This window comes from Aneurinibacillus migulanus (assembly GCF_001274715.1).
Lineage (GTDB): Bacteria > Bacillota > Bacilli > Aneurinibacillales > Aneurinibacillaceae > Aneurinibacillus > Aneurinibacillus migulanus.
Map to the genome: position 1 here is coordinate 4,860,955 of NZ_LGUG01000004.1, position 22,077 is coordinate 4,883,031.

General features: G+C 44.7%; 29 protein-coding genes. 9 read left to right on the forward strand and 20 right to left on the reverse strand.

Going from position 1 to position 22,077, the window contains the following annotated elements; translation table 11 throughout:
* Positions 1–107: 107 nt before the first annotated feature.
* The 5 genes from AF333_RS25290 to AF333_RS25310 form a co-directional block, all read right to left on the reverse strand.
* A complete protein-coding gene (locus AF333_RS25290) occupies positions 108–356 on the reverse strand; it encodes a hypothetical protein (RefSeq protein ID WP_043068171.1) in 249 nt (82 codons plus the stop codon).
* Positions 353–2,026, reverse strand: coding sequence for an ABC1 kinase family protein (locus AF333_RS25295; protein WP_043068172.1), 1,674 nt, complete (start codon positions 2,024–2,026; stop codon positions 353–355). Before AF333_RS25295 ends, AF333_RS25290 begins: the two co-directional genes overlap by 4 nt.
* Before the next feature lie 153 nt (positions 2,027–2,179).
* Entirely contained in the window at positions 2,180–2,548 is a 369-nt protein-coding gene (locus tag AF333_RS25300) for a group I truncated hemoglobin (protein WP_043068173.1), read from the reverse strand.
* 201 nt (positions 2,549–2,749) lie between these two features.
* Positions 2,750–3,811: an S-methyl-5-thioribose-1-phosphate isomerase gene (mtnA, locus tag AF333_RS25305; protein WP_043068174.1), complete on the reverse strand. Its 1,062-nt coding sequence runs from the start codon at positions 3,809–3,811 to the stop codon at positions 2,750–2,752.
* The gene (locus AF333_RS25310) at positions 3,808–4,509 is read right to left on the reverse strand and encodes a class II aldolase/adducin family protein (protein WP_043068175.1); all 702 of its coding nucleotides are present in this window, start codon (positions 4,507–4,509) and stop codon (positions 3,808–3,810) included. Before AF333_RS25310 ends, mtnA begins: the two co-directional genes overlap by 4 nt.
* Positions 4,510–4,657: 148 nt before the next feature.
* On the opposite strand from AF333_RS25310, the gene AF333_RS37020 reads away from it, so the two are divergent.
* Entirely contained in the window at positions 4,658–4,792 is a 135-nt protein-coding gene (locus AF333_RS37020; protein ID WP_268753642.1) for a hypothetical protein, read from the forward strand.
* 48 nt (positions 4,793–4,840) lie between these two features.
* On the opposite strand, the gene AF333_RS34240 is transcribed toward AF333_RS37020, so the two are convergent.
* The gene (locus AF333_RS34240; protein ID WP_158502516.1) at positions 4,841–4,987 is read right to left on the reverse strand and encodes a hypothetical protein; all 147 of its coding nucleotides are present in this window, start codon (positions 4,985–4,987) and stop codon (positions 4,841–4,843) included.
* A gap of 14 nt (positions 4,988–5,001) precedes the next feature.
* Complete coding sequence (locus AF333_RS25315; RefSeq protein WP_235496990.1) at positions 5,002–6,948, reverse strand: methyl-accepting chemotaxis protein; 1,947 nt, start codon at positions 6,946–6,948, stop codon at positions 5,002–5,004.
* Between the two features lie 155 nt (positions 6,949–7,103).
* On the opposite strand from AF333_RS25315, the gene AF333_RS25320 reads away from it, so the two are divergent.
* The gene (locus tag AF333_RS25320) at positions 7,104–7,583 is read left to right on the forward strand and encodes a YtxH domain-containing protein (RefSeq protein WP_043068177.1); all 480 of its coding nucleotides are present in this window, start codon (positions 7,104–7,106) and stop codon (positions 7,581–7,583) included.
* Positions 7,584–7,617: 34 nt separating this feature from the next.
* On the opposite strand, the gene AF333_RS25325 is transcribed toward AF333_RS25320, so the two are convergent.
* The 3 genes from AF333_RS25325 to phaQ all read right to left on the reverse strand — a co-directional run bounded on the left by AF333_RS25325 (position 7,618) and on the right by phaQ (position 9,250).
* The gene (locus AF333_RS25325; RefSeq protein WP_043068178.1) at positions 7,618–8,061 is read right to left on the reverse strand and encodes a MaoC family dehydratase; all 444 of its coding nucleotides are present in this window, start codon (positions 8,059–8,061) and stop codon (positions 7,618–7,620) included.
* A gap of 90 nt (positions 8,062–8,151) precedes the next feature.
* The gene (gene phaP, locus AF333_RS25330) at positions 8,152–8,730 is read right to left on the reverse strand and encodes a polyhydroxyalkanoic acid inclusion protein PhaP (RefSeq protein WP_043068179.1); all 579 of its coding nucleotides are present in this window, start codon (positions 8,728–8,730) and stop codon (positions 8,152–8,154) included.
* An 82-nt stretch (positions 8,731–8,812) separates the two neighbouring features.
* Positions 8,813–9,250, reverse strand: a complete 438-nt coding sequence (gene phaQ, locus AF333_RS25335; protein ID WP_043068180.1) for a poly-beta-hydroxybutyrate-responsive repressor — start codon at positions 9,248–9,250, stop codon at positions 8,813–8,815.
* Positions 9,251–9,595: 345 nt separating this feature from the next.
* Between phaQ and phaR the strand changes: the two genes are divergently transcribed.
* The 3 genes from phaR (at position 9,596) to phaC (ending at position 12,126) form a co-directional block, all read left to right on the forward strand.
* On the forward strand, positions 9,596–10,090 hold the full coding sequence (phaR, locus tag AF333_RS25340; protein WP_052520529.1) for a polyhydroxyalkanoic acid synthase subunit PhaR: 495 nt from the start codon (positions 9,596–9,598) through the stop codon (positions 10,088–10,090).
* A gap of 99 nt (positions 10,091–10,189) precedes the next feature.
* Positions 10,190–10,933, forward strand: a complete 744-nt coding sequence (locus AF333_RS25345; RefSeq protein WP_043068181.1) for a 3-oxoacyl-ACP reductase — start codon at positions 10,190–10,192, stop codon at positions 10,931–10,933.
* Between the two features lie 104 nt (positions 10,934–11,037).
* Complete coding sequence (gene phaC, locus AF333_RS25350) at positions 11,038–12,126, forward strand: class III poly(R)-hydroxyalkanoic acid synthase subunit PhaC (RefSeq protein ID WP_043068182.1); 1,089 nt, start codon at positions 11,038–11,040, stop codon at positions 12,124–12,126.
* Between the two features lie 88 nt (positions 12,127–12,214).
* On the opposite strand, the gene thiI is transcribed toward phaC, so the two are convergent.
* Positions 12,215–13,420 carry a tRNA uracil 4-sulfurtransferase ThiI gene (gene thiI / locus AF333_RS25355; protein ID WP_043068183.1) on the reverse strand — a complete coding sequence of 402 codons (1,206 nt, stop codon included), beginning with the start codon at positions 13,418–13,420 and terminating at the stop codon, positions 12,215–12,217.
* A 5-nt stretch (positions 13,421–13,425) separates the two neighbouring features.
* Positions 13,426–14,580 (reverse strand): cysteine desulfurase family protein, encoded by a 1,155-nt coding sequence (locus AF333_RS25360; protein WP_043068184.1) that lies wholly within the window; start codon positions 14,578–14,580, stop codon positions 13,426–13,428.
* A 320-nt stretch (positions 14,581–14,900) separates the two neighbouring features.
* On the opposite strand from AF333_RS25360, the gene AF333_RS33965 reads away from it, so the two are divergent.
* Complete coding sequence (locus AF333_RS33965; protein ID WP_158502517.1) at positions 14,901–15,053, forward strand: hypothetical protein; 153 nt, start codon at positions 14,901–14,903, stop codon at positions 15,051–15,053.
* Positions 15,054–15,304: 251 nt separating this feature from the next.
* On the opposite strand, the gene AF333_RS25365 is transcribed toward AF333_RS33965, so the two are convergent.
* The gene (locus AF333_RS25365; protein WP_052812350.1) at positions 15,305–16,408 is read right to left on the reverse strand and encodes a site-2 protease family protein; all 1,104 of its coding nucleotides are present in this window, start codon (positions 16,406–16,408) and stop codon (positions 15,305–15,307) included.
* 125 nt (positions 16,409–16,533) lie between these two features.
* Positions 16,534–16,737, reverse strand: a complete 204-nt coding sequence (locus tag AF333_RS25370; RefSeq protein ID WP_043068185.1) for a hypothetical protein — start codon at positions 16,735–16,737, stop codon at positions 16,534–16,536.
* A gap of 78 nt (positions 16,738–16,815) precedes the next feature.
* On the opposite strand from AF333_RS25370, the gene AF333_RS25375 reads away from it, so the two are divergent.
* Positions 16,816–17,370 carry a helix-turn-helix domain-containing protein gene (locus tag AF333_RS25375; protein ID WP_043068186.1) on the forward strand — a complete coding sequence of 185 codons (555 nt, stop codon included), beginning with the start codon at positions 16,816–16,818 and terminating at the stop codon, positions 17,368–17,370.
* 139 nt (positions 17,371–17,509) lie between these two features.
* Here the strand turns inward: AF333_RS25375 and AF333_RS25380 are convergent, their stop codons facing one another.
* From AF333_RS25380 to fabG, 4 genes are all read right to left on the reverse strand, one after another.
* On the reverse strand, positions 17,510–17,860 hold the full coding sequence (locus AF333_RS25380; RefSeq protein ID WP_052520527.1) for a hypothetical protein: 351 nt from the start codon (positions 17,858–17,860) through the stop codon (positions 17,510–17,512).
* Between the two features lie 39 nt (positions 17,861–17,899).
* Entirely contained in the window at positions 17,900–18,118 is a 219-nt protein-coding gene (locus tag AF333_RS25385; protein WP_043068187.1) for a DUF1540 domain-containing protein, read from the reverse strand.
* A 130-nt stretch (positions 18,119–18,248) separates the two neighbouring features.
* Entirely contained in the window at positions 18,249–19,463 is a 1,215-nt protein-coding gene (locus AF333_RS25390) for a M20 metallopeptidase family protein (RefSeq protein WP_043068188.1), read from the reverse strand.
* 70 nt (positions 19,464–19,533) lie between these two features.
* Positions 19,534–20,274: a 3-oxoacyl-ACP reductase FabG gene (gene fabG, locus AF333_RS25395; RefSeq protein ID WP_043068189.1), complete on the reverse strand. Its 741-nt coding sequence runs from the start codon at positions 20,272–20,274 to the stop codon at positions 19,534–19,536.
* Positions 20,275–20,427: 153 nt separating this feature from the next.
* On the opposite strand from fabG, the gene AF333_RS25400 reads away from it, so the two are divergent.
* Positions 20,428–21,216, forward strand: a complete 789-nt coding sequence (locus AF333_RS25400; protein ID WP_043068190.1) for an SDR family oxidoreductase — start codon at positions 20,428–20,430, stop codon at positions 21,214–21,216.
* 92 nt (positions 21,217–21,308) lie between these two features.
* Complete coding sequence (locus AF333_RS25405; RefSeq protein WP_043068191.1) at positions 21,309–21,506, forward strand: DUF378 domain-containing protein; 198 nt, start codon at positions 21,309–21,311, stop codon at positions 21,504–21,506.
* Positions 21,507–21,557: 51 nt separating this feature from the next.
* Here the strand turns inward: AF333_RS25405 and AF333_RS33970 are convergent, their stop codons facing one another.
* The gene (locus AF333_RS33970; RefSeq protein ID WP_158502518.1) at positions 21,558–21,695 is read right to left on the reverse strand and encodes a hypothetical protein; all 138 of its coding nucleotides are present in this window, start codon (positions 21,693–21,695) and stop codon (positions 21,558–21,560) included.
* Positions 21,696–21,761: 66 nt separating this feature from the next.
* Positions 21,762–21,923 carry a sporulation protein Cse60 gene (locus AF333_RS32405; protein ID WP_074714767.1) on the reverse strand — a complete coding sequence of 54 codons (162 nt, stop codon included), beginning with the start codon at positions 21,921–21,923 and terminating at the stop codon, positions 21,762–21,764.
* Positions 21,924–22,077 lie beyond the last annotated feature (154 nt).

Here is a 22,077-nt window from a genome sequence, read left to right on the forward strand (position 1 = left end):
CATAAAGCCTGCAATCTTCATCAAAAGGTTGCAGGCTTTATGTTTGGCTGTAAGCTATAATAAATCAGATTGAGAAAACGATAGAGCAGCCTATTCTTCCCACTTTGCTATTTATATCGGCTCCAAAATCGCAACAGCAAGCGGAAGGGCCAGGGAATCCACCAACCGGCACGTTCAGATTGCCTCAAAAAGTTGACAAAGGCCGCGCCTACTCTCCGTTGCTCCTTCAATTTTTCTTCATCACCCCGAACGGTAAATCGGTATCCGTCTTTCAGACCTTCTACCTTGAACTCGAAACGACCACGTCTTTCCGTCGCCTGTTTATATACCTTTTCCTCTCCGTTTTCTTGATTCATCTTCCTTCACCTCTGTTCCATACTTTGTCCGTCTGTTCTTTCAGCAGTTTGCTCGCTTTGCGGTACGATAGAAGCCATTGCTGCAGCGCAAGTGCAGTCACGCCCAAGCTGATATACGTCTCTAGTGAATGATCCGTCATCCACAGCGCCAGCGCACCACCCCATCCCGCCAATGTAAAAGCAAGCGTCGCACGCTGTCTGCTGCGGTAATGCACAAGCCATTGATCCATTTCAGCCATACGTCGTTCCCTGTATTCCCTTTCAACAGACATATCGATAAAACGGTTTATATGACGGGGCAAAGCCACCATTTCCCGGGCAACGTCCCGTAGCAATTGAACGGCTAACCGACGATTATCCCGCTTGTTCTCTTGCTGGTTCAGCCATTCTGCGACAACCGGGCGTCCCACTTCAAGAAAATCCACATCCGGTTTAATGGTCGTCACCACGCCGACAACTGTACTGACTGCACGCCCGAGAAAAGCGTATTCTGCTGGAAGCTGAATCGGCTGCGCCTGCACAAAGTCTTGGATTTGCAATTGTATTTCTTCAAGCATTTCATCGTCAAGCGCATCAAAAGCCCGATTCAAATACATCTCCAATCCAACCTGCAACGCCATCTTAATCTGCTCTCGATCGGCCTGCGGCGTCAAAAAACGGAGGGCATCCAATGCTTGCACCATTAAATCATAATCTTTCAGCACGACCGCCTGAATGAGCGTCTGAATATGGCGACGTGCTTCCTGTTTAATTTCTCCCACCATTCCGAAATCCAACAGCACAATAGCTCCGTTAGAACGGATAAAAATATTTCCTGGATGCAAATCTGCATGGAAAAATCCATGGAGAAGTACCTGCTGCAAAAACAGGTTGGTTAGCCGCTGCACTAAGGCATCCCGATCGATATGATGAGCCTCCAAGAAAGCGTGGTCGGTTACTTTGGCGCCTTCTATCCATTCCATTACCAAAATCCGTCGTGTCATCCACTCTTCATAATACTGTGGCACTTCTACTGCCGGGTTTCCTTCGTACATCTGGGCAAACCGTTTAGCATGCCCGTATTCCTTCCGAAAATCCAGTTCACGTGAAATCGTACGTTCCAGTTCACGATACAGGGCATCTAAATCCATCGTTTTGCCGAAGCGGGTAAAACGCTTGGCAAGCCGTATGACAACACGTGTAGCCGCAAAATCGGCATCAATAATTTTTTCAATGCCCGCACGTTGTACTTTCAGTGCAATTTTTTCGCCGTTTTGCAAATATCCTTGATACACCTCACCAATAGAAGCGGAGGCGACAGGTTCTTTTGATAGCGAAACAAAAATGTTCTCAACAGGCTGGTTCAATTCTTGTTCAATGATGGCCTTACTCTTCTCCCAGGGGACGGACGGAACGCGATCTGTCAAGTCCGACAGTTCAGACGTAAACGCGCGCGGCATAATATCCGCCCGTGTACTGAGAAACTGGCCCATCTTAATTAAAAGACCTCCCAGTTTCAGCGCCGTACGCTTATACTGGCGTGCCTGCTTTTCTACAAGAGCTTCCCACTGTTCCTGAACATCCGCTCTGCTGGCGCCTCGGTGTGTACGGTGAAACCACCAGACCTGAAGAAAAAAGCGTACCGTCATGGAAACAATAGCAAAGATGCGATAATAACGGTTATGAATCATACTCCATCTCCTGTTTTTATCATATGCTTACATTATATATACCAACATGTATACTTTTCCACGCCTCACGACTCATTATATCAACGAAATGGCAACAAAAAAGAACTGTATAGATTTTTCTACACAGTTCTTCATACAGATTACAGGATGAATTTACTTTTCAATAATATCCTTTTCCATTGGAAGAAGTTTTTCAGCAATAGCCTGAATATCTTCATCTGTTACATTAAATTCTTTCAACGCTGCAACGAGATGATTTACAATGGTCATGAAGTCTTCATGCTTAATATTCATGCCTTCGTGCGCTTTTGTCATGCTTTTGCCCGTATATTGGTTCGGACCCCCGGTTGCAAAAGAGATAAACAAGGCTTGATGGCGACGCTGTTTTTCCATGTCTGTATTTTTGAAGAAATGATTTACCGTATCGTCTGCCAGAATTCGATCATAGAACACATCCACTACCTTAGCGATGCCTTCTTGTCCACCCAATCGTTCATATAAGCTTTGCTGTGTTGTGTTCATATATATTCTCTCCTTTTGTCGGTTCAGTTTTCACATGCTTAGTATATACGGAACTACAAATTAGAGATATGACATTTATCACTGACAATAACTTTTTTATATGGTATACCTCAATAACTATCACTTTTAACGAAATGAAAAAATAAAAACAGGGTGAGAAACCGTTATCCCTCTCCCTGCTCTATATTCTTTACCGTCTTTTTATTTTTGAAGCAACGCTTGTAGCTTCTCCGTATACGGCGCACGTATAATTCCTTTTTCCGTAATGATCGCCGTTACGTATTCATGCGGTGTTACGTCGAATGCTGGATTGTATACTTTAATATCGGCCGGAGCCACTTGACGGCCCAGCCCGTGAATAATCTCATCCGCTTCCCGTTCTTCGATCGGAATTTCCTTGCCTGTCGGCGTCTTTACATCAATGGACGACAATGGAGCTGCGACATAAAACGGAATATTGTGGGCACGTGCCAGTACAGCTAGCCCGTATGTACCGATTTTATTGGCGACGTCGCCATTAGCCGCAACGCGGTCCGTACCTACGATTACTGCCTGTACCCAACCGTTTGACATGACTTTTGCAGCCATGTTATCACAAATAAGCGTTACATCGATGCCTGCCTGCTGCAATTCATATGCGGTTAGGCGAGCCCCCTGCAACACCGGACGCGTCTCATCCGCGAACACTTTAATATTCCAGCCTTTCTCATGCGCCAAATACATCGGGGCTGTTGCCGTGCCGTATTTGGCGGTAGCAAGCCCTCCTGCATTGCAATGAGTCAGCACACCCATTCCATCCGAGAATAAAGTCAGCGCGTGCTCTCCAATTGCGCGGCACACCGCTTCGTCCTCCGCCTGAATATCTTGCGCTTCGCCTAACAATGACCGCTTTATCTCTGACACCGATTCACCTTGCGTAGCGGCAGTCTCTGCTCTGTGCACCATCCGATCCAAGGCCCAGAACAAGTTTACCGCTGTCGGGCGTGAAGTCGCTAGATAATCGGCCTGCTTTTTCACTTCCGCTAACAATTCATCTACTGTAGCAGCTTCAAAATTACGTATTGCTACATACACGCCGTATGCAGCGGTTATACCGATAGCAGGCGCTCCCCGGACCTTCAATCGTTCGATCGCATCCCATACTTGCTGTACATCCTGCAGGATTAAGAACTCAGTCTCCTCCGGCAATTTGGTCTGATCAAGAAGAATAAGCTCATTATTATCCCACCGTACGGACTGAAGTGGTTCATACGTTTTTGTCATTTTTTCTCCCCCTTATCACGGCGTTGTTGAATAATCTTCTTACCTGGATGCGCTCCTTGAAGTCCGTAAAATGAACGGGCTTCCACCAGTTTATTGACCTGTTCATCCGGCAGTTCGCGCACCCGTCCAAGCATACGTGCCGTAAATAAAATCTTGGCACACATCTCTACCGATTCCATCTTAAATAACGCTTCTGTCAAGGTCCGCCCCATCGCTACAGCACCGTGATTAGCCAGTAGAATAGCATCATGCTCTTCATAAAAAGGGCGCAATGTCTCTGGCAATTCAGCCGTTCCAGGAGTACCATATGGCGCAAGCGGAATCGTTCCCATCGAAACGATTAATTCCGGCATGGCAAGTTGATCAAGAGGAATACCTGCTACCGCAAATCCGGTCGCGGTCGGCGGATGAGCATGTACAATCGCTCTGACATCCGGCCGATGCTTATAAATATCAAAATGCATAGCCCCTTCTGTGGATGGACGTCCGACCCCGTCGACAACTTCTCCTGAAGCGAGATGTATGAGCAACATGGAATCGGCTTTCATAAATCCTTTGCTGACTCCACTTGGGGTAATCATCACATGCTCTTCATCCACACGCGCACTAATGTTACCGTCATTTGCAGCCACAAAGCCACTCTGGTATATACGCCTTCCTATTTCCACAATCTCGTGGGCCAGGGTAATTTTGTTCATAGATCGCTCCCCCTTCAAACGGACACGCACAAATTTGTAAAACAGGGAATAAATTCGATTATATTTGGGTAAACTAATTAAAGAAGTAAGTGAAAAATTCACTTACCTGAAAAAACACACTATCGATATATTTCCTATAGTTTACTCATTGAGTATACGTCGATATAACTTAAACTGCAAGAAAGGAGCAAGAACAATGGAGCAATCTGAATGGAATGAATGGGAGTTTCCAAGCGTGTATGAGATTACCCGATTAATTGCCGAGGCCAAAGAATCAGCTTAAGTCTTCGCAAACGTATAAAGAACCCGGCAGATATCCGGGTTCTTTATATTATTCTTCCTGCTTTCTTTCATTTGCTTCAAAACAAGTGAAACATAAAAGATTGCCCCCTTCTAGCACAATACCGCCAATAAATCCGTCATGACAATATATTTGAACTCCACATTCCGTGCATGTTCCCACATACTCGCGCATCATAATCCCGCTCCTTGTTATAACGCAAATTTCTCACCTTGACGAACGATAGATTCAGCCAATCCGTGCAATTCATCCGCACTGTTTGCTATATCCTGCAAGACCATAGCCTGCTGTTCGCTTGCACTTGCTAACTGGGCCGTTGATTCCGCCATTTCCCCAGAAGACAAGCTAATGTCTTCTATATAGTGTAGCAGTTGTGATTTTTGTGTGTTCATCTTTTTCACCAGCTCGCCGGTCTTTTCTGTAAACGCTTCAATTAATAGCATCCCTGCTTGCGTAGCATCAAACACCTGTCGGGTATTAAGCTGTTCTTTCTTCTGCTGTTCGAATTGACTCTCGGCCGCCTGTACTGAATCGACTGCATCCGTTACTTGCTTCTTCATCTCCTCGATGAAGTGTTGAATCTCAAGTGCAGAATGCTGAGATTGTTCTGCTAGCTTACGCACTTCTTCGGCCACAACACTAAATCCCTTTCCCGCTTCGCCTGCACGTGCTGCCTCAATGGATGCATTTAATGCCAGCAGATTGGTCTGCTCGGCAATCCCGCTAATAACACCGGTAATTTTCTCGATATTATGTGACTTACCAGCCAGTTCTTCTACTGCGTCTTCAATTCTTTGGAACAAGGCATAGCTTCTATCTGTCGCCGCAGCCAGATTGCCAAGCGCCTGTACCCCTCGCTTCGTAACCTCTCCTTGCTCCTTAACTTTCTCATCCGCCTGTTCTGTCTGAACCGTAATTTCATCCATATCCTGCTGCCATTCTTGCATCAATGTAGCAAATTGACGGCTAATGTCTTTTTGATCAGCGGCATGGTGCGCAATGGAATCGATGCTGCCAGCCGTTTCCTGACTTTGTGATGAAAAGTGCTGAAAAACGGTTGTTAAATTAGTTGAAGACTGATTTACTACCTGTGCATCTCGATTTAATGATTCGATAATGCTTCGCAGTGATTGACGTACATCATCAAACGCTGCAGCCAGACGTCCAAGTTCGTCGCCGGAATACTTCCGACTTTCACCCCGTAAATCCCCTTGTTTTAACCGTTCAGCAAGCTGCAATAGCAACTGGATCGAGTTCTGGAGCCCCCGATTAATATAAAGCATAAAAAGAACGGTAAAAAGTACAATAAGACCTGTTACCGTAGGCGGTAGCCATTTCATTACCATGATAGCCGCCTTCTCCTTACTTTCTGCCGCTTCGTAGCTGTTCTGCGCAGCTTTTTGAATCGAACTCGCAAGCGGGCTCATCTTATTAGCTGCATTATGATACATCTCAATCATAACCTTTTCGTTTTCCACTGCATAAACGAGCTTCTCATACGCTTGATTGTATTGCTCTATCTGTAAAGCAAGCTCAGGTGCTGCTTGCTTCATCTCTGCCAGCGCAGCCTTCATTTGCGCTGTATTCTTCTCTTCCTGTAGATACAAATAATCGTTCTCTAGTTTCTTTACGGTTAGCAGAGGACGTATCGCCGATTGGTTTTTTGTCTGAACGATTTTTTCTTCAATTTGTGCAAGCAGTGTTTGATAGACGGGTTTATTTTTTCTCTCTCCGACTTTCCCTAGACTTTCTTCAATTTGGTAGACGCCGCTAAAAAAACTTTTGTACGTTTCCGTTAATGTAAGAGCCTCTTTCAATATTTTTTGTTCTTCCAGGCCTTTCGCCTCTTTCTGTATGTGTGCAAGTGTTTGGCGTGCTTTGTCTACCTGCTCCATTACTTTATCTGCTTTTTTACTGTCAGGAGCTAACAGTGTCTCTGAGGCACTGCGTTGCGCTTCCGCCATCTCCAGCACGATTGTTTGCGTCATTCTGATTTTCTGACTGGCATGGTCCTTTTCCGCTGAAGCGGATAACAACTGACTTTTCGACCACTCATTGAGTAGGAGAAGCAACGTGAACCCACATACCACTACAAACAAAACGGAGAACAGCTTTCGTTTCACAGACCAATTGTTCATTCTGTACATTCCTTTCTCCTAACAAACATCTCCTTAAGGCCTATATCAACCAGTTCGACGAATAAGAATATTTTCCTGCTCTCTTCGTTTTCGTTTTCATTTTTGTCAAATTGGGGTACTTCATACATAACAATAACCGATAGGGGGAACTACTAATGAGCAACAATACGAACAACATATCTGCTAATAGCTATAACTGGTATGAGGATGCTTCCGTCGGACGTGCTGAACGGACTAATATGGTAGAAGACGCACGTAGTACGGATTGGGCACAAGCGGAAAAACGAGCAGCAAAAAAATCAATGAATAAGCTTATCTGGGGAACCGTAGCCGGTGGAGTACTTGGTGCAACCGCGGTTATTCTTGCGGACAAGGCGACACGCGAAGACGTCTTCCGAAGTACAGCAAAAGCTAAGGACAAGACGATGGAACTCATGTCTTCCACTCTTTCCAATCCGAACGAATTGATGGATCGTATCGAAGACGCATCCAACCGTGTAGCGGAAATGGCGGAGGACGCAAAAGAAAACATGCGTAACGCAACATCAGAAACTTCAAGGGAAAGCGAAATGCCATCTACTACGACAATTAATTATATGAACGATAACATTACTTCTGATCGTTATAGAAATTAACAGGATAACATATCAAAAATGGAGTAGCTACGCGCTACTCCATTTTCATTACCATTGCCTCTCCCTCAACAACTATCTTTTGCTGCTGGTTTACGAGATTAGTACGCAATTTAATAAGCTTCTTATCATCTCTTTTTTCTATCACTTCGGCAACCGCAGTAATCGTATCACCGATTTTGACCGGAGCCTTAAATTTTAGATTTTGTGACAGATAGATTGTATTGGTACCAGGCAATTGAGTACCTAATACAGCGGAGATAAAGCTGGCAGTCAACATGCCGTGAGCGATTCTTTCTTTGAAAAACGTCTTCTTCGCAAACTCATCATCCAGATGAATCGGATTAACGTCACCGGTAAGCTGAGCGAATGCTACAATATCTTCATCGGTAATGGTTTTTACTACTTCAGCGGTATCTCCGATATGAATATCAGCATATGAGCGTTCAACTACGTGCTTGGATTTTTCATATATATCCATTTTTATATTCCTCTTTCTTTTTAACTTGATTTTTGACATTTTTCGACAAAACAAGCAAGGAAAAGCCCCCTGACTATCAGGGGGAGGTGTTTACTTGAATAAGCTTATGGTGTTATTCTTATTCGCTTCAAAAGAATCAACTACGCCTTTTTGTGTTGCTTTTACCTGCTGTAAAAAATCATCCATCAGCGACTGTACTTCTTCACGGGTTCTTTGCTGCTGGGCAATCACGTTTTTAAGAGATGCTTCGAGCTGCTCTTGCGACTTATTCACAACATTCAAGTTAGCTTTGCCCGGCGTCCATGTTAGTTGTTGAATACGGCCTGCAATCTCATCAAGGCGTTGTGTCCATTCTTCAAAAGTCTTGCTTATTTGCTCACCGCCGATATTTTTCACGTTGTTTTGATAATTGACCTTAATGTCTTCGAGGAACTTTTTCATCTCCTCTTCCATTTTATCCATATTTTCTGTTGTTTTCGTCCAGATTTCTTTCTGGCGTTCAAGGGTTTGTAACGTTAAATTCTCCATTTCGCGCTGATAAGCGCACATCATCTTAACACCGTTCATCCAACCGTCCCATACAGCATCGATTACACTTGAAGCCGTATTCTCCTGGCTTTGCGCCTGTACAATCACCGGCTCTTTTTCGTTTTTCTTGTTAATCGCCATCTGCTCAATTCCTCCTTAAAAACATGAGTAAAAGAAAAATATTTATGGTAAGTGCAGCATGCTGCAGTACCGCTATGAAAGGCTACTTTTCTTCTTTCTTTTTCTTGTCTGTCCGAGACATATCCATCGGCGAAGGCATAAAAAATCCCGTGTACATCGTAAAGAACCGATCTAACATTGATTGGTATTGCTCAAGCGAAGAAGCCCATGACTTTAAGTACTGTTCCCCGGCATCCGTAAGCGAATAAATCCGTTTAGCAGGTCCGCCGGTCGAAGTGTCCCACTCTGATTTCACCATATTATCTTTTTCTAGCTGTCGAAGCGTTCGATACACATTTCCCTGATCAATAGAGGGAAATCCAAATTTAATGAGTTGCTGAATTAGCTCATATCCATGGACATTCCAACCTCGCAAACTCAAAAGCAAAAAAGGAACCATTAAATTTTTTGGCGCTCCGCCTATCGTTTTTTCATCTTTTGATTGAGCGCCTGAGCGAGAATTTTCTTCACTCGCAGACATGTGCATCACCTACAAATCTGTAAATATCTCTTATGTGTAATTTACACCTATGGAGTTTTTTTGTCAAACCTTTCCTCTCAAAATTTTCCCAAAAAATTTTTTTGAAAAAATCTTCTCAACCTTATTCCTCGCTATCGTTTTGTCAATGGTTGGTAAGTAATAAAATAATCACCTTCACCTAATCTTCATAAAAACTTAAAAAAAATGACGTAATTTATCGAATCTTTTTATTTGAGTTCCATTGTTTTGTTGACTATACTTTTACATGAAATACCTGTTTCATACATAATTTTCTCCCAAGCCCATATATTGGTGAGGTGGAAAAAACAAAAAGGAGATGAACCAGTGAGCAAGCAAAACCCGTTCGACCCTTTTTCAATGTGGAAAGATGTATACGACAAAACCGAATCCCACTGGAGCAAAATGTTTAACGAATCGATGAGTAAAGAGGATTTTTCAGAGTGGATGGGACAGTTTCTAAACGTATATTTGCAGTATCAGAACATGATACAGCAATCGACGGAGAAGTACCTGGCCCAGGCAAACATGCCTTCTCGTACTGATCTTTCCAACCTGGCTTCCTTACTCGTTAACCTTGAAGCTAAGGTCGATAACTTGGAAGAAATGATTGAAGAAGATCTTTCCCACCAGATTAACAGTCTGAATGTCAGCCGCGAAGTCAATCGACTGAAAACCGACATGAAAAGCCTTGATAAAAAGCTCGATCAAATCTTGGAAGCACTAAAAAAGCAAGCGGAAGCAAAAGAAGCATCCGTCAAAGAGGTAGCTGCAGCGAAAGAGAACGAGCAAAGAAAAGAAACAGAGAAAAAAGACGCATAAGCCTAGTTATCCATTCTATTTACAAGAGATTTCCAAGCATGATTTCGATTCATCGTTTATTTGTTAAAAATTGATGTCAGCTAAGGGGTGTTATTGTTTATGGTGAATGTAAACGGTAGAGTAGCGATTGTAACAGGCGGGTCCCGTGGAATCGGCGCGGCAATTGCCAAAGAGTTGGCAGCAAATGGTATAAAAGTGGCTATCAACTACAACAGCAATAGCGAAGCTGCAGAAGCGGTCGTTCAAGAAATTGAACAAGCAGGTGGCGAAGCATTTGCAGCACAGGCGAACGTATCCGATTCGGCGCAAGCACGCGTACTGGTGGAAGAAACCATTAATAAATACGGCAAGCTGGACATATTGGTGAACAACGCCGGCATTACCCGTGATCGCACTTTCCGCAAAATCACCGAGGAAGATTGGAAAAGTGTTATTGATGTCAACTTAAACAGTGTGTATAACATGTCAACAGCAGCGCTTTCCCATATTCAAGAGTCCGACGCGGGACGTATTATTAACATCTCCTCCATCATCGGTCAAGCGGGCGGCTTCGGACAAACGAATTACGCCGCAGCCAAAGCTGGTATGATCGGCTTTACCAAATCTCTCGCACTTGAACTTGCAAAGACAGGCACAACCGTGAATGCAATCTGCCCTGGATTTATCGATACGGAAATGGTACAGGCGATTCCAGATGAGATTCGCGCTCAAATCGTAGCAAAAGTTCCGGCCCGTCGCTTCGGACTTCCGGAAGAAATCGCGTGCGGTGTTCTCTACCTGTGCCAGGACGGCGAATATATTACAGGACAGCAGTTAAATATAAACGGTGGACTTTATATGTGAATACATATGAATAACGTATTTGCGAAATATTTCATTTTATCTGGATCATTCTGCTATAGTTATTATAGAGAGAACATTTATTTAGGTTGGAGGGAAAATCGATTATGTCAGCTCCAGTGACAAAAAGTTGGGAAGACTTTCTTGACTCCATGCCTCAAGAAATGCAGCGCACATACCGTCGCTTCAAAAAAGCTTCAGAAGTATTAACTACGGAAGCAGAACCGGAAGTCGGTATGACACCAAAAGAAGTAATTTGGACGAAAAACAAGAGCAAACTGTACCGTTATCAACCAGCACTGCCGAAGAAACATCGCATTCCGTTACTGATGGTATATGCACTCATTAATAAACCTTATATTTTGGATCTTTCTCCCGGCAATAGCCTCATCGAATACCTGGTTAATCGCGGATTCGATGTGTATCTGCTCGATTGGGGCACGCCTGCACTCGAAGACCGTAGTATGAAACTCGACGATTATATTATGGATTACATTCCACGTGCCGTACGCAAAGTGCTCAAAACCTCGGGAGCTGAAGAAATTTCTCTGCTTGGCTACTGCATGGGTGGTACGATGACCTCTATTTTTGCCGCTCTGCACCCGCAGTTGCCGATTCGTAACATTATCTTTATGACGAGCCCGTTCGATTTCGCCGATGCCGGTCTGTTTACAAACTGGCTCGATGAGAAATATTTCAATTTGGATAAAATGGTAGATACAATGGGGGTCGTCCCACCGGAAATGATCGATTTCGGAAATAAAATGCTGAAACCGATTGTCAACTTTTACGGTCCATATGTCAACCTCGTAGATCGGGCAGAGAACGAGAGCTTCGTAAATGGCTGGAAGCTAATGCAGAAGTGGGTCAATGACGGTATTCCATTCCCAGGTGAAGCATTCCGCCAATGGATCCGTGAATTCTATCAACATAATAAGCTGCTCAAGGGTGAGTTGTATATTCGTGGACGCCAGGTTGACTTGAGTAATATTAAAGCCAATGTATTGAACATCGCCGCCGAGCGTGACCATATTGCAATTCCACACCAGGTGGAAGCCATTATGCCGGTCATCTCCAGCAAAGATAAAACTTATATGGAGATGCCAACCGGACATGTATCGGTATGCTTTGGCCGTCAGGCGATTAATAAAACATATCCGACCGTAGGCGACTGGCTAGAGCAGCGTTCAAAATAATCCTATAGGTATAACAAAGATAGAGCAGTGTATCGCTCTATCTTTGTTTATCTAACCTCGATTTTTCCTACACATCTTCTTCTTTCAATTAGAAGAAATCTTGATGCTCCGGTTCTTCAGCCACAGGATCAATCCAGATGCTCTCCACTGCAGCAACGGCCTCTTCCACGAGACGCTCCACATCTAGTACCCGTTCGAATTCTTCCGCTATTTCAGGCTTCGGACGCGTGACCGGTGATTTTGGCACAAATACTGTACAGCAATCCTCGTACGGCAAAATTGATGTTTCATACGTCTCGATTTGTCTGGAAATCGTCATAATTTCTTCTTTATCCATGGCTACCACTGGCCGTAGAACAGGCGTGTTAATTACATGATTAATTGTGTACATACTTTCCATTGTCTGTGAAGCGACCTGTCCTAGGCTTTCTCCGGTAGCGATTGCCAATGCACCATGCTTCTGCGCCAAACGTTCCGTAATCCGCATCATAAAACGACGCATAATCGTAATCGTATAATGTTCCGGACAATGCTGCCGTATCTGGGTCTGAATTTCCGTAAAAGGTACAACATGCAATTTCATCCCACCACTATACTGTGTCAGAATACGTGCCAAGTCGATAACTTTCTGCTTGGCGCGCTCCGATGTAAACGGATAACTATGAAAATGCACGCCTTCAATACGCACACCGCGCTTCATTGTCATCCATCCAGCCACGGGACTATCAATACCACCTGAGAGCATGAGCATCGCTTTACCGCTGCTTCCGGTCGGCAGTCCACCCATACCACGAATGGTGCGACACGAAATAAAAACACCTTCAACACGAATTTCTACCCTTACTTCCACATCCGGTTTATGCACATCGACTTTTAGCTCGTCTGTATTGCGCAGTATATAGCCTCCTATGAGATGGTTCATCTCCTGTGAGCGATGCGGAAATTGCTTATTCGGTCGCTTTACAACTGCCTTAAATGTACGCGGCGCCGGGTCTACGTCCAATACAGCTTCAAGTGCTGCATGCTGGATTGCCTCCAAATCAAATGTCTGTAGGAAACGCGTTGGGCTAAACGAGTGAATACCGAATACTTTTTTCAGCTTTGCTTCTACTTGCTCATACGGCTCGCCGTTTAGTACAAGATACATTCTTCCATATACACGCTCTACCTGCACCTTCGGATGTGCTTTTAAACTTTTTTTGATATTACGAACAAGCTGCGTCTCGAATTCTCCTCGATTGCGCTTTTTAAGCGCCAGCTCACCATAACGAATTAAAATATGTTCATACTGCATAATGTTTACACCCTCATTATTTTCACTAGATTTGGCACAATTTCTTCGATCGCACGTACGAAAACATCGACCTCTTCTTCCGTATTATCAACGGAAAAACTGACACGCAATGCACTTTTGGCTCGTTCTTCCTCCACACCCGCAGCCAGCAGCACACGGGATGGCTTATCTGCCTTAGACGAACAGGCAGAACGGGTCGAGACATATATGTCTTTCTTCTCAAGCGCATGCACTACTACTTCCGCTTTCACGCCAGGAAACGAGAAATTAACGATATGTGGCGCCGCGCACTCGTCATCTTTTCCAGGACCGTTCAGCTTGCAATACGCAAGCGGTGATAAAGCGTCGATTAAGCGATTACGCAACCTTTTCATATGTGTACGGCTCGCCTCCAAGCCGTCCCGCTGCATGCGCATCGCCTTAGCCATACCAACAAAACCGGGTACGTTCTCCGTTCCAGAACGGTATCCCGCCTCCTGTCCTCCACCTATAATAAGTGGAGACAACGTTACACCACGACGGACGTATAAAAGTCCACAGCCACGCAGTCCATGAAACTTATGTGCAGACAGAGAGAGTAAATCTACTCCCCACTTGCCTGGCAAGAGCGGTAGTTTACCGAATCCCTGTACAGCATCCACATGGAAATATACTTTCGGATAATCAGCAAGCAAGCGACCAATTTCTTCAATCGGCTGTATCGTTCCCAGTTCACTGTTAACATACATGATTGAAACAAGAATTGTATCATCGCGCAGAGCGCGTTGAACATCCTCAACACATACCCTACCTTTTCCGTCAGTCGGCAGATATGTAACCGAATATCCTTGTTCCTCCAATTGCTTGCATGTTTCATAGACGGACGCATGTTCTACGCTGCTCGTGATAATATGCTTTCCACGCGAGAGATGTTGTTGTGCCACACCTTTTAGAGCGGCATTATTACTCTCAGTGCCACCAGACGTAAATATGATTTCACTCGGTCGCACACTCAGGCAATCGGCTGCGACTTTATGCGCCTGTTCAAGCAACTGAGCTGCTCTTCCTCCCAGATGGTGAAGCGAAGAAGGATTGCCGAAATACTGTTCCGCTACGTCACCGAACGTTTTCAGCACATCAGGGTGCGGACGCGTCGTTGCGCTATTGTCAAAGTAAATCATGTTTTTCCCTTCTTTACTCTACAAATTCTTTATCATAGTATTACCCGTACAACTAGAAAAAAGTTCAAGTTTTATCATAGCATATTTGTTTTCGTTTCGAAAATATTAATCTTTCTTGAACAAAATGCAACATTCTAAAATTTCTTTTTATTTGAAAACGATTACATTTGAAAACCCTATTTACAAATAAAATAGGGCCTGTTATTATAGTTTTCAATAAATTAAAAATAAGTCGACAAATAAGCGAACTGTAAAGAACAGGGCGCAAATAAAGTCGAACGATAATTTTTCAGAATATTATAACAAAGGGAGAGATTATCATGACTGTGATGGTAAAGGTAGAAAAACTTCAAAAAATGGAGGCTGAAATCGAGCGACTGCAGCGTGAACTGCGCGCCCTGCAAGCAAAACCGACACAGGGCTTCGAACATCTTGACACGGATATCTTCTTGACTGAAGTATATAACGGATAAGTATACAAGTCAGTCCCCCCACTTAGAGATTACTCGCTCTTAAAGTGGGGACCTGTGAGACAAGCCCGGTTGATTAGCCCCCGAGCTGACTTATCCTTTAAAAGGGATAGGCGGCTTGTAAGAGGGAACTAGTCCTCCCACCTCTGAAGCACATTCATCTCACATCTGCAGAGGTGGGGATCTTCCGCGTTAGTAACAATAAAAGGCCGACACTTCTGCGAAAGCAAGAGTGCCGGCCTTTTGTTTTCTTTCTATCCTGCAAGCGGAATATGTGGCATTTGAACGGACGTATAGACCATGAGAAGTCCTAGTGCAATCGCAAGTCCAAAATATGCCAGGCCATATACCCAGCGAGTACGCGGCGACACTTCATAGTATTTGTCGTCGCGAATCATTCCCCGCTCTTCTTCATATGGCTCTACTTTCATTTCTACGGACATTTTCACTTGATCTCCCACAACTTCCGTCATAACAAGTTGTACATCATGCACCAGTCCGCTAGTATAGTTAAATGTTTTTGTCTCTTCTATTCCAGGATAGCCAATCGTTAGCACATCCTGCTTCTTCTCCACATCACCTACATGCATAAACGGCAAAGCACGACGATGCTCCGTAGCCGGAATAAATAATGCTTTCTCTTCAAACGTTTGTACCGGTACCCATAGCAAAGCATGCTCCATCTGCAAGCGGGATCCATCCTTGTTCTTCTTTTTCCGAACATACTTACTATATAGTTCCCAAGCGAACATGCCCCAGAAAATCAGGAAAATAATCGCTTTGAGATATAGAATAACTACTAAGCCGCCAATCAGGCCAACCAACCAGAGCCAACGTGAGATGGCAGTAACGATACGACCTCCGTCCAGCGGATGAATCGGTAATAGATTAATCAAATTAAGAAAAAAACCAATCATGGCAATAGCATACAGTACCGGATAGCCGGTCATAATTCCAAGCAACAGCACTGCAACCGCACCTAATGTACCCAACAGCGGGCCTCCTAATGCCACATATGCTTCTGTCTCCGCGTCTTTCGGCTGCTTTTTCATCATAATCAGCGCGCCAAGAAACGGAAGGAAGGCTGGAGCAGAAACGGGAAGGTTTTTACGCTTCGCGGCCCACACGTGCCCCATTTCGTGAATGAACAGCATCATGACAAGGCCAAGCGCGAATGTCCACGGATATATCAACATATATGCTCCCACCGATAGAGCCATTGTCCAAATGGTCGCACCGAATTTTCCCATCTTCAATAAGGGAAGCAGGAATTTCAGCTTACCGCCGAAGAGAGCGAGAAAACCTAGCAATCCTCCGACCGCGCCCCAGCCGCTTTTTTTCTTCTTTATTTCAGCCAACGGTTGTTGCCTCCTTATTTATCCTGGTCCTACAGGCAGTAAGACCCCGATACGTGTAACTAACCATCAGTGAAAGATGAAGCCCCCCTCACGCTGATGGAAGTTTTACTTTATTATGTCTTTACTTATGTTTTACGATAGAAGCGAGAGGAAGTTTCACTATTCTTATTGTATGGTTTGCCACAGCAAGACAGTTGCTGTCCTTTTTCGTCTGGCCGGGCAATCGCTCGGGAAGGGAGACGAAAGGCCTTGTTTGTGTCCCGTTGCGGTGGTCTTTTCCTCTCAAAATGACTTTTCATATCTTTATTATATATTTGCCCCGGTTTCATTCCATCCTAGCCCCCTTTATTGTATACTATATTGTAATATATTTACATTATAACATACAACAGAGAAGGAGTATGTTTATGGAAAAAATACATATTAAAGTGGGAAGAAATCTACAGCGTATCCGAAAAAGCCGGGGACTAAGCCTAGACAAGGTCGCCGAGCTAACTGGCGTCAGTAAAGCCATGCTCGGACAAATTGAACGCGGTGAATCTAATCCTACCGTGACAACGCTGTGGAAGATCGCAACTGGTCTTCATCTATCCTTCTCTTCCCTTATTGAAGACGACTCGCCTAGCGTGTCCGTTATTTCACTTACTGACGTCACCCCCGTTATGGAAGATAACGAAAAATATCAGGTGTATCCTTTATTTCCGTTCAATCAGGAAACAAGGTTTGAGATGTATACAGTAATTATGCAGCCAGGATGCGTTCATCACTCCGAAGCGCATGGAACAGACGCACAGGAATACATTATTGTCGCCGAAGGAACGCTCACGCTTACGATTGGTAGCACAGAGTATATTGTTCGCGAGAAAGATGCCATTCGTTTCACGACTGGTATGGCCCACACATACACTAATGCAACTGAAGGAGCTCTTCGATTACAGATGGTCATCTACTACCCTGCATAAAACACAAGATAAGAAAAGGAAGGAAAGGATATATCACTTTACAACAGTAAATCAATATATCCTTTCCTAACCATAGAAAAAAGCCGGATACTGCTCCGGCTTTCGCGGCAAAAATGAGGGATACAGCAAGGCCGCTCAATTAATAGAAAGGACGCAGCAGCAAGGTGAGAAGCACCGCAACCGTGGACAGCCCCATCGCCCATCGCCCGGCCTTCGAACCTCGTGCGGCTGCAATGTATCCGGCAATAAAACTGGAGATGCCAAGCACGATTGGCATCATAAAAAAAGCGAGCATAGCCATTACTAGCCCCAGGATGCCGAGCCCCATTCCGCCCTCTTTCTTTCGCTCGTTCGCTTCCTGATACTCCTGCTTGCTCCGTCGTTTCTGAATGATATATCGACGTAGTGGAGCCTGTGCATGTGCTTCGCTTGCGAATTCTTCTCGAAACGGAAATGGAATGACTTTGCCTGATTGCTTTGGCTTTTTCATACCGATTCATCCCTCATCTCCGTAAAAGTATGGTTCGGGTTATGCTTTGTTCTTCTGTTTGAACGTATGACAACATGTCTGAGCCGAATTGGAAGCTTGTTCTTGGCGATCGGAAGAGATGCCAATTTCTCCGATTTCTTCTGTATAATTTGTGTTGGCATGTCGATCCACATCAACCATAATCGCTTGTGCACTACAGTTATTTCCTGCTGCATAATACACACAGTTCGATACACTGCATTTTACACCTTGCGGCACAAAAAAGCCCCCCTTTGATTTGCTTAAGAAGGGCCGCTGTACGAAAGCAGCCAGCCCCCCTCTGCTATTTAGGATTTACGCCGCTGCTTCCGCATATTCGTCTATGTTTTTTCCAAACGTTTCGTGCCTTTTACCGTTGTTGCTCCAAATATTCAAGCGCAATGCCAGCCAGAAGCTTGCTACCGACAGGAAGCATCTTCTCGTCAATTGTAAAGCGGGGGTGATGATGGCTGTACGCTACTTGTTCATTACGAATACCGAGGAAGAAATATGCGCCCGGCACACGTTGCAAGTAGTAGGAGAAGTCCTCTCCTGCCATGCTCGGCACAGCCGGCCTTACATTCTCTTCGCCCAACACCTTACGCCCCACTTGTTCCACAATCGAATTCATACGCGAATCATTGACAACAGAGGGGTCCCCTTTTACATATTCGAATGTAGATACGGCTCCAAATGATGCGCATACTCCATTTACCAGACGCTCAATCAGCGGTGGAATCTCATCCTGCACATCCGGGTGGAAATAGCGGACCGTGCCCTGCAACTGTGCTGTATCAGGAATAATGTTGTATGTATCGCCCGATTGGATTTGCCCTACACTGATGACTGCTGGATACAACGGATTGATCGATCGGCTCACCACCGTTTGCAGTTGCGTAACAAGGTGAGATGCGATAACGATCGGATCGATTGTGAGATGTGGCATTGAACCATGACCGCCTCTCCCCTGAATCTTAACAGTAAAAGAATCGGAACCAGCCATAATCGGGCCAGCACATGTCTCCAGAAGACCGCTATCTACATTCTGCCACAGATGCAGTCCGAAAATGGCATCCACATCTTCAAGCACCCCAGCTTCCACCAATTCACTGGCTCCGCCCGGCACAACCTCTTCGGCATGTTGAAAAATCAGCTTAATTTTCCCGGAAAAAGGCACGTTTGCATTTACAAGCGCCCGTGCCGCTCCAAGCAAAATCGCCGTATGGCCATCGTGTCCACAAGCATGCATAACACCCGGATTTTGTGAAGCGAAAGGTAATTCCGTCTCTTCCTGGATCGGCAGCGCATCGATATCAGCGCGCAATGCAACCGTCTTGCCCGCTTCTGTTCCTTCTATATAGGCCACCACATCTTTTCCAGTATAAGAACGGGTGACAAGCCCCATGCTTTCCAACTGCTCTCGAATATAACCCGCAGTCTTCATCTCATGATGTGATAATTCTGGATATTGATGAAGATGGCGACGTGTTTCCACTATCCATGCCGCATATTCGTCCACGATTGGGTTTATCCTCGTTTGCTTGTCCGTATTGTCATACGCATGGTTTACTAGCTTGCTATCCATGTAAAATCCCCTCCGCTTCCTTCTTATTTATTATATAGTAGAAGATGGAGAGGATTTTGAAAAGACGAAATTATAACGTAAGTCCACCATCTACTGATAAAACGGCGCCATTAATGTAAGAAGATTGAGGAGAAGCAAGAAACACGTAGGCCCGTGCAATGTCTTCTGCTTCACCTAAACGCAGGACTGGCACTTTTTGGCGCATCATTTCCAGAATTTTTTCCGGTACGGCGTCCAGCATTGGAGTGTGGATGAAGCCGGGCGCTACCGCATTCACCGTAATGCCTTTTGCACCAAGTTCCTTTGCCCACGTTTTCGTAAGACCAATAACCCCAGCTTTAGCAGCGGCGTAATTTGTTTGACCAATGTTACCGTACAGCCCGACCACCGAGGAGGTATTGATAATACGTCCGTATCCATTCTCCAGCATAAGGGGGATTGCTGCCTTCGTACATACATATACACCGGTCAGATTGATGGCGATAACCTGATCCCATTTTTCCTTCCCCATCTTATGCAACATGCTGTCACGGGTAATGCCAGCATTATTAATAAGAACGTCAAGCCGTCCAATTTTCTGTCTGATTTCTTCTATTAGTGTCTGTACGGATGATTCATCAGCTACATTTACCTGAACGAAGTCCGCTTTTCCTCCGTTTTCTCTCAATTCAGTGACCGTCTGGAGGCCCTGCTCTTTATTCACATCAGCAATAATTACATGTGCGCCTCTTTCACAGAACAGTTGGGCTGCTTTTCTTCCCAAACCACTCGCTCCGCCAGTAATCAGCGCACTCTGCTTCTCGAATTCCATCTGAATCCCTCCTGAAGATGGGTTTCTATAGTTTATTCACCTATAGGCGAAATGTGACACATATTGTCAAATGTACAATAAAGTATTTTTTCACTTAGCATAGAGCAGGGATTAGACTTGTTCTGTCAAACCTAATGAACAGGAGGTGAATGGATGAAGGAACTTCAAGACAAAATTATTGCCATTACTGGTGCTTCCAGCGGAATTGGACGAGCGTGCGCCCTGCTTGCAGCAAGACTCGGAGCGACACCCATCCTGCTGGCACGTTCTGAAGATTCATTGCGCACAATTGTGGAGGAGATTAAGCATGAAACGCCAAATACGGGCTTTTATTCATTAGATGTAACAAATATGAAACAAATTGTTGACGTCGTGGAAAACATTCATACCCAATACGGAAGGATTGATATCTGGGTTAACAACGCAGGCTATGGAGTATTTTCATCATTTACCGACACGACACTGGAAGACATACAGGATATGATGGACGTAAATTACCTTGGCACTGTTCGTTGCACGAAAGCCATACTGCCCTACATGCTGGAACGAAAACATGGACACATCGTTAACGTCGCTTCGGTGGCTGGCAAGCTGGCTACCCCAAAATCGAGCGGCTACGCTGCCAGTAAATTTGCCGTCATCGGCTTCACGCAAAGCTTGCGTCAGGAATTAAAAGATAGCGGTATATCCGTCTCAGCCGTGAATCCCGGGCCTGTACGTACCCCCTTCTTTAATCGCGCCGATCCTACGGGTAGTTACCAGCGCAGTGTTGAAAAATTCATGGTAACACCAGAATCTGTAGCGCAGGCTATTCTACATACCGTCCACACCCGCCAAGGAGACGTCACCATTCCCCGCTACATGCGGGCCGGGGCCGTTCTGTCCCACCTGTTTCCGCGTTTTTTCGAACAGGTTATCGCCCCTCGCCTCAATAAAAAATGATGAACGCTTTATGGGGATTTTCTCCTTTCTGATTATCCATGATGAAAATGGACATAATGAAGATACAGGTCTAGAAAGGAGATGAAGAAAGCATGGATCGCTTAGCTCTCATTCTTGTTATTATCGGGGCCATCAACTGGTTGCTGGTAGGTTTATTTCAATGGGACCTCGTGGCGGCACTGTTTAACGGTGAAGGCTCGTTCCTAAGCCGTATTGTATATTCTCTGATCGGCTTGGCGGGACTATACTCCATCAGTCTGTTGTTCCGTGAACGCCGACCTGCTTCCTAAGCCAATACAAGGAAATAAATAACTCTCAACAAAAAAGCACCGAATCAGCTTTCATTCGGTGCTTTTCTTTATAATTTCTTTCCATATAGGCTTATTGAGTTCGTTTCGCAGTTCATCTATGGTTTTATCCAACTTCATTTCTCGCTTCTTATTATCTAATTCCTGCATCTTATCCGGGTATTTATTCACGCATAAATCACTCCTTAGCACTAGTATACCCGGATATTATAAATTTGAAACCAAAAAATAAAGCATTTAGCAGGTTTTATATACTATGAGAATACAACTAATCAACTCGCTATGAATGTTATATTTAATGTCGATAAGCTGAGCCTCCTCCAATCCGGCCAAAAACTCGTTTATCCGCCGCTCTGCATCTCCGCTACGCGCATACATAAACTCTTTGACCTGAATCATTTGGCTTTATCCCCTTTTCTTTTTATATTATGCATAGATGAAAGAAGTCAGACTTATAAATTTATGTGTAGCCTTCACTAAAAATGGGGTAAGGAATAGAAAACACATCCAGGCTATCACGGCTCGCTTTCCTGCGCATGCCGTCGACACAGCA

Bases quoted from the DNA above. Each gene is read 5' to 3' on its own strand.
- AF333_RS25290 (WP_043068171.1), bottom strand. From the start codon at position 356: ATGAATCAAGAAAACGGAGAGGAAAAGGTATATAAACAGGCGACGGAA.
- AF333_RS25295 (WP_043068172.1), bottom strand. From the start codon at position 2,026: ATGATTCATAACCGTTATTATCGCATCTTTGCTATTGTTTCCATGACG.
- AF333_RS25300 (WP_043068173.1), bottom strand. From the start codon at position 2,548: ATGAACACAACACAGCAAAGCTTATATGAACGATTGGGTGGACAAGAA.
- mtnA (WP_043068174.1), bottom strand. From the start codon at position 3,811: ATGACAAAAACGTATGAACCACTTCAGTCCGTACGGTGGGATAATAAT.
- AF333_RS25310 (WP_043068175.1), bottom strand. From the start codon at position 4,509: ATGAACAAAATTACCCTGGCCCACGAGATTGTGGAAATAGGAAGGCGT.
- AF333_RS34240 (WP_158502516.1), bottom strand. From the start codon at position 4,987: ATGATGCGCGAGTATGTGGGAACATGCACGGAATGTGGAGTTCAAATA.
- AF333_RS25315 (WP_235496990.1), bottom strand. From the start codon at position 6,948: ATGAACAATTGGTCTGTGAAACGAAAGCTGTTCTCCGTTTTGTTTGTA.
- AF333_RS25320 (WP_043068177.1), top strand. From the start codon at position 7,104: ATGAGCAACAATACGAACAACATATCTGCTAATAGCTATAACTGGTAT.
- AF333_RS25325 (WP_043068178.1), bottom strand. From the start codon at position 8,061: ATGGATATATATGAAAAATCCAAGCACGTAGTTGAACGCTCATATGCT.
- phaP (WP_043068179.1), bottom strand. From the start codon at position 8,730: ATGGCGATTAACAAGAAAAACGAAAAAGAGCCGGTGATTGTACAGGCG.
- phaQ (WP_043068180.1), bottom strand. From the start codon at position 9,250: ATGTCTGCGAGTGAAGAAAATTCTCGCTCAGGCGCTCAATCAAAAGAT.
- AF333_RS25345 (WP_043068181.1), top strand. From the start codon at position 10,190: ATGGTGAATGTAAACGGTAGAGTAGCGATTGTAACAGGCGGGTCCCGT.
- phaC (WP_043068182.1), top strand. From the start codon at position 11,038: ATGTCAGCTCCAGTGACAAAAAGTTGGGAAGACTTTCTTGACTCCATG.
- thiI (WP_043068183.1), bottom strand. From the start codon at position 13,420: ATGCAGTATGAACATATTTTAATTCGTTATGGTGAGCTGGCGCTTAAA.
- AF333_RS25360 (WP_043068184.1), bottom strand. From the start codon at position 14,580: ATGATTTACTTTGACAATAGCGCAACGACGCGTCCGCACCCTGATGTG.
- AF333_RS33965 (WP_158502517.1), top strand. From the start codon at position 14,901: ATGACTGTGATGGTAAAGGTAGAAAAACTTCAAAAAATGGAGGCTGAA.
- AF333_RS25370 (WP_043068185.1), bottom strand. From the start codon at position 16,737: ATGAAACCGGGGCAAATATATAATAAAGATATGAAAAGTCATTTTGAG.
- AF333_RS25375 (WP_043068186.1), top strand. From the start codon at position 16,816: ATGGAAAAAATACATATTAAAGTGGGAAGAAATCTACAGCGTATCCGA.
- AF333_RS25380 (WP_052520527.1), bottom strand. From the start codon at position 17,860: ATGAAAAAGCCAAAGCAATCAGGCAAAGTCATTCCATTTCCGTTTCGA.
- AF333_RS25390 (WP_043068188.1), bottom strand. From the start codon at position 19,463: ATGGATAGCAAGCTAGTAAACCATGCGTATGACAATACGGACAAGCAA.
- fabG (WP_043068189.1), bottom strand. From the start codon at position 20,274: ATGGAATTCGAGAAGCAGAGTGCGCTGATTACTGGCGGAGCGAGTGGT.
- AF333_RS25400 (WP_043068190.1), top strand. From the start codon at position 20,428: ATGAAGGAACTTCAAGACAAAATTATTGCCATTACTGGTGCTTCCAGC.
- AF333_RS25405 (WP_043068191.1), top strand. From the start codon at position 21,309: ATGGATCGCTTAGCTCTCATTCTTGTTATTATCGGGGCCATCAACTGG.
- AF333_RS32405 (WP_074714767.1), bottom strand. From the start codon at position 21,923: ATGATTCAGGTCAAAGAGTTTATGTATGCGCGTAGCGGAGATGCAGAG.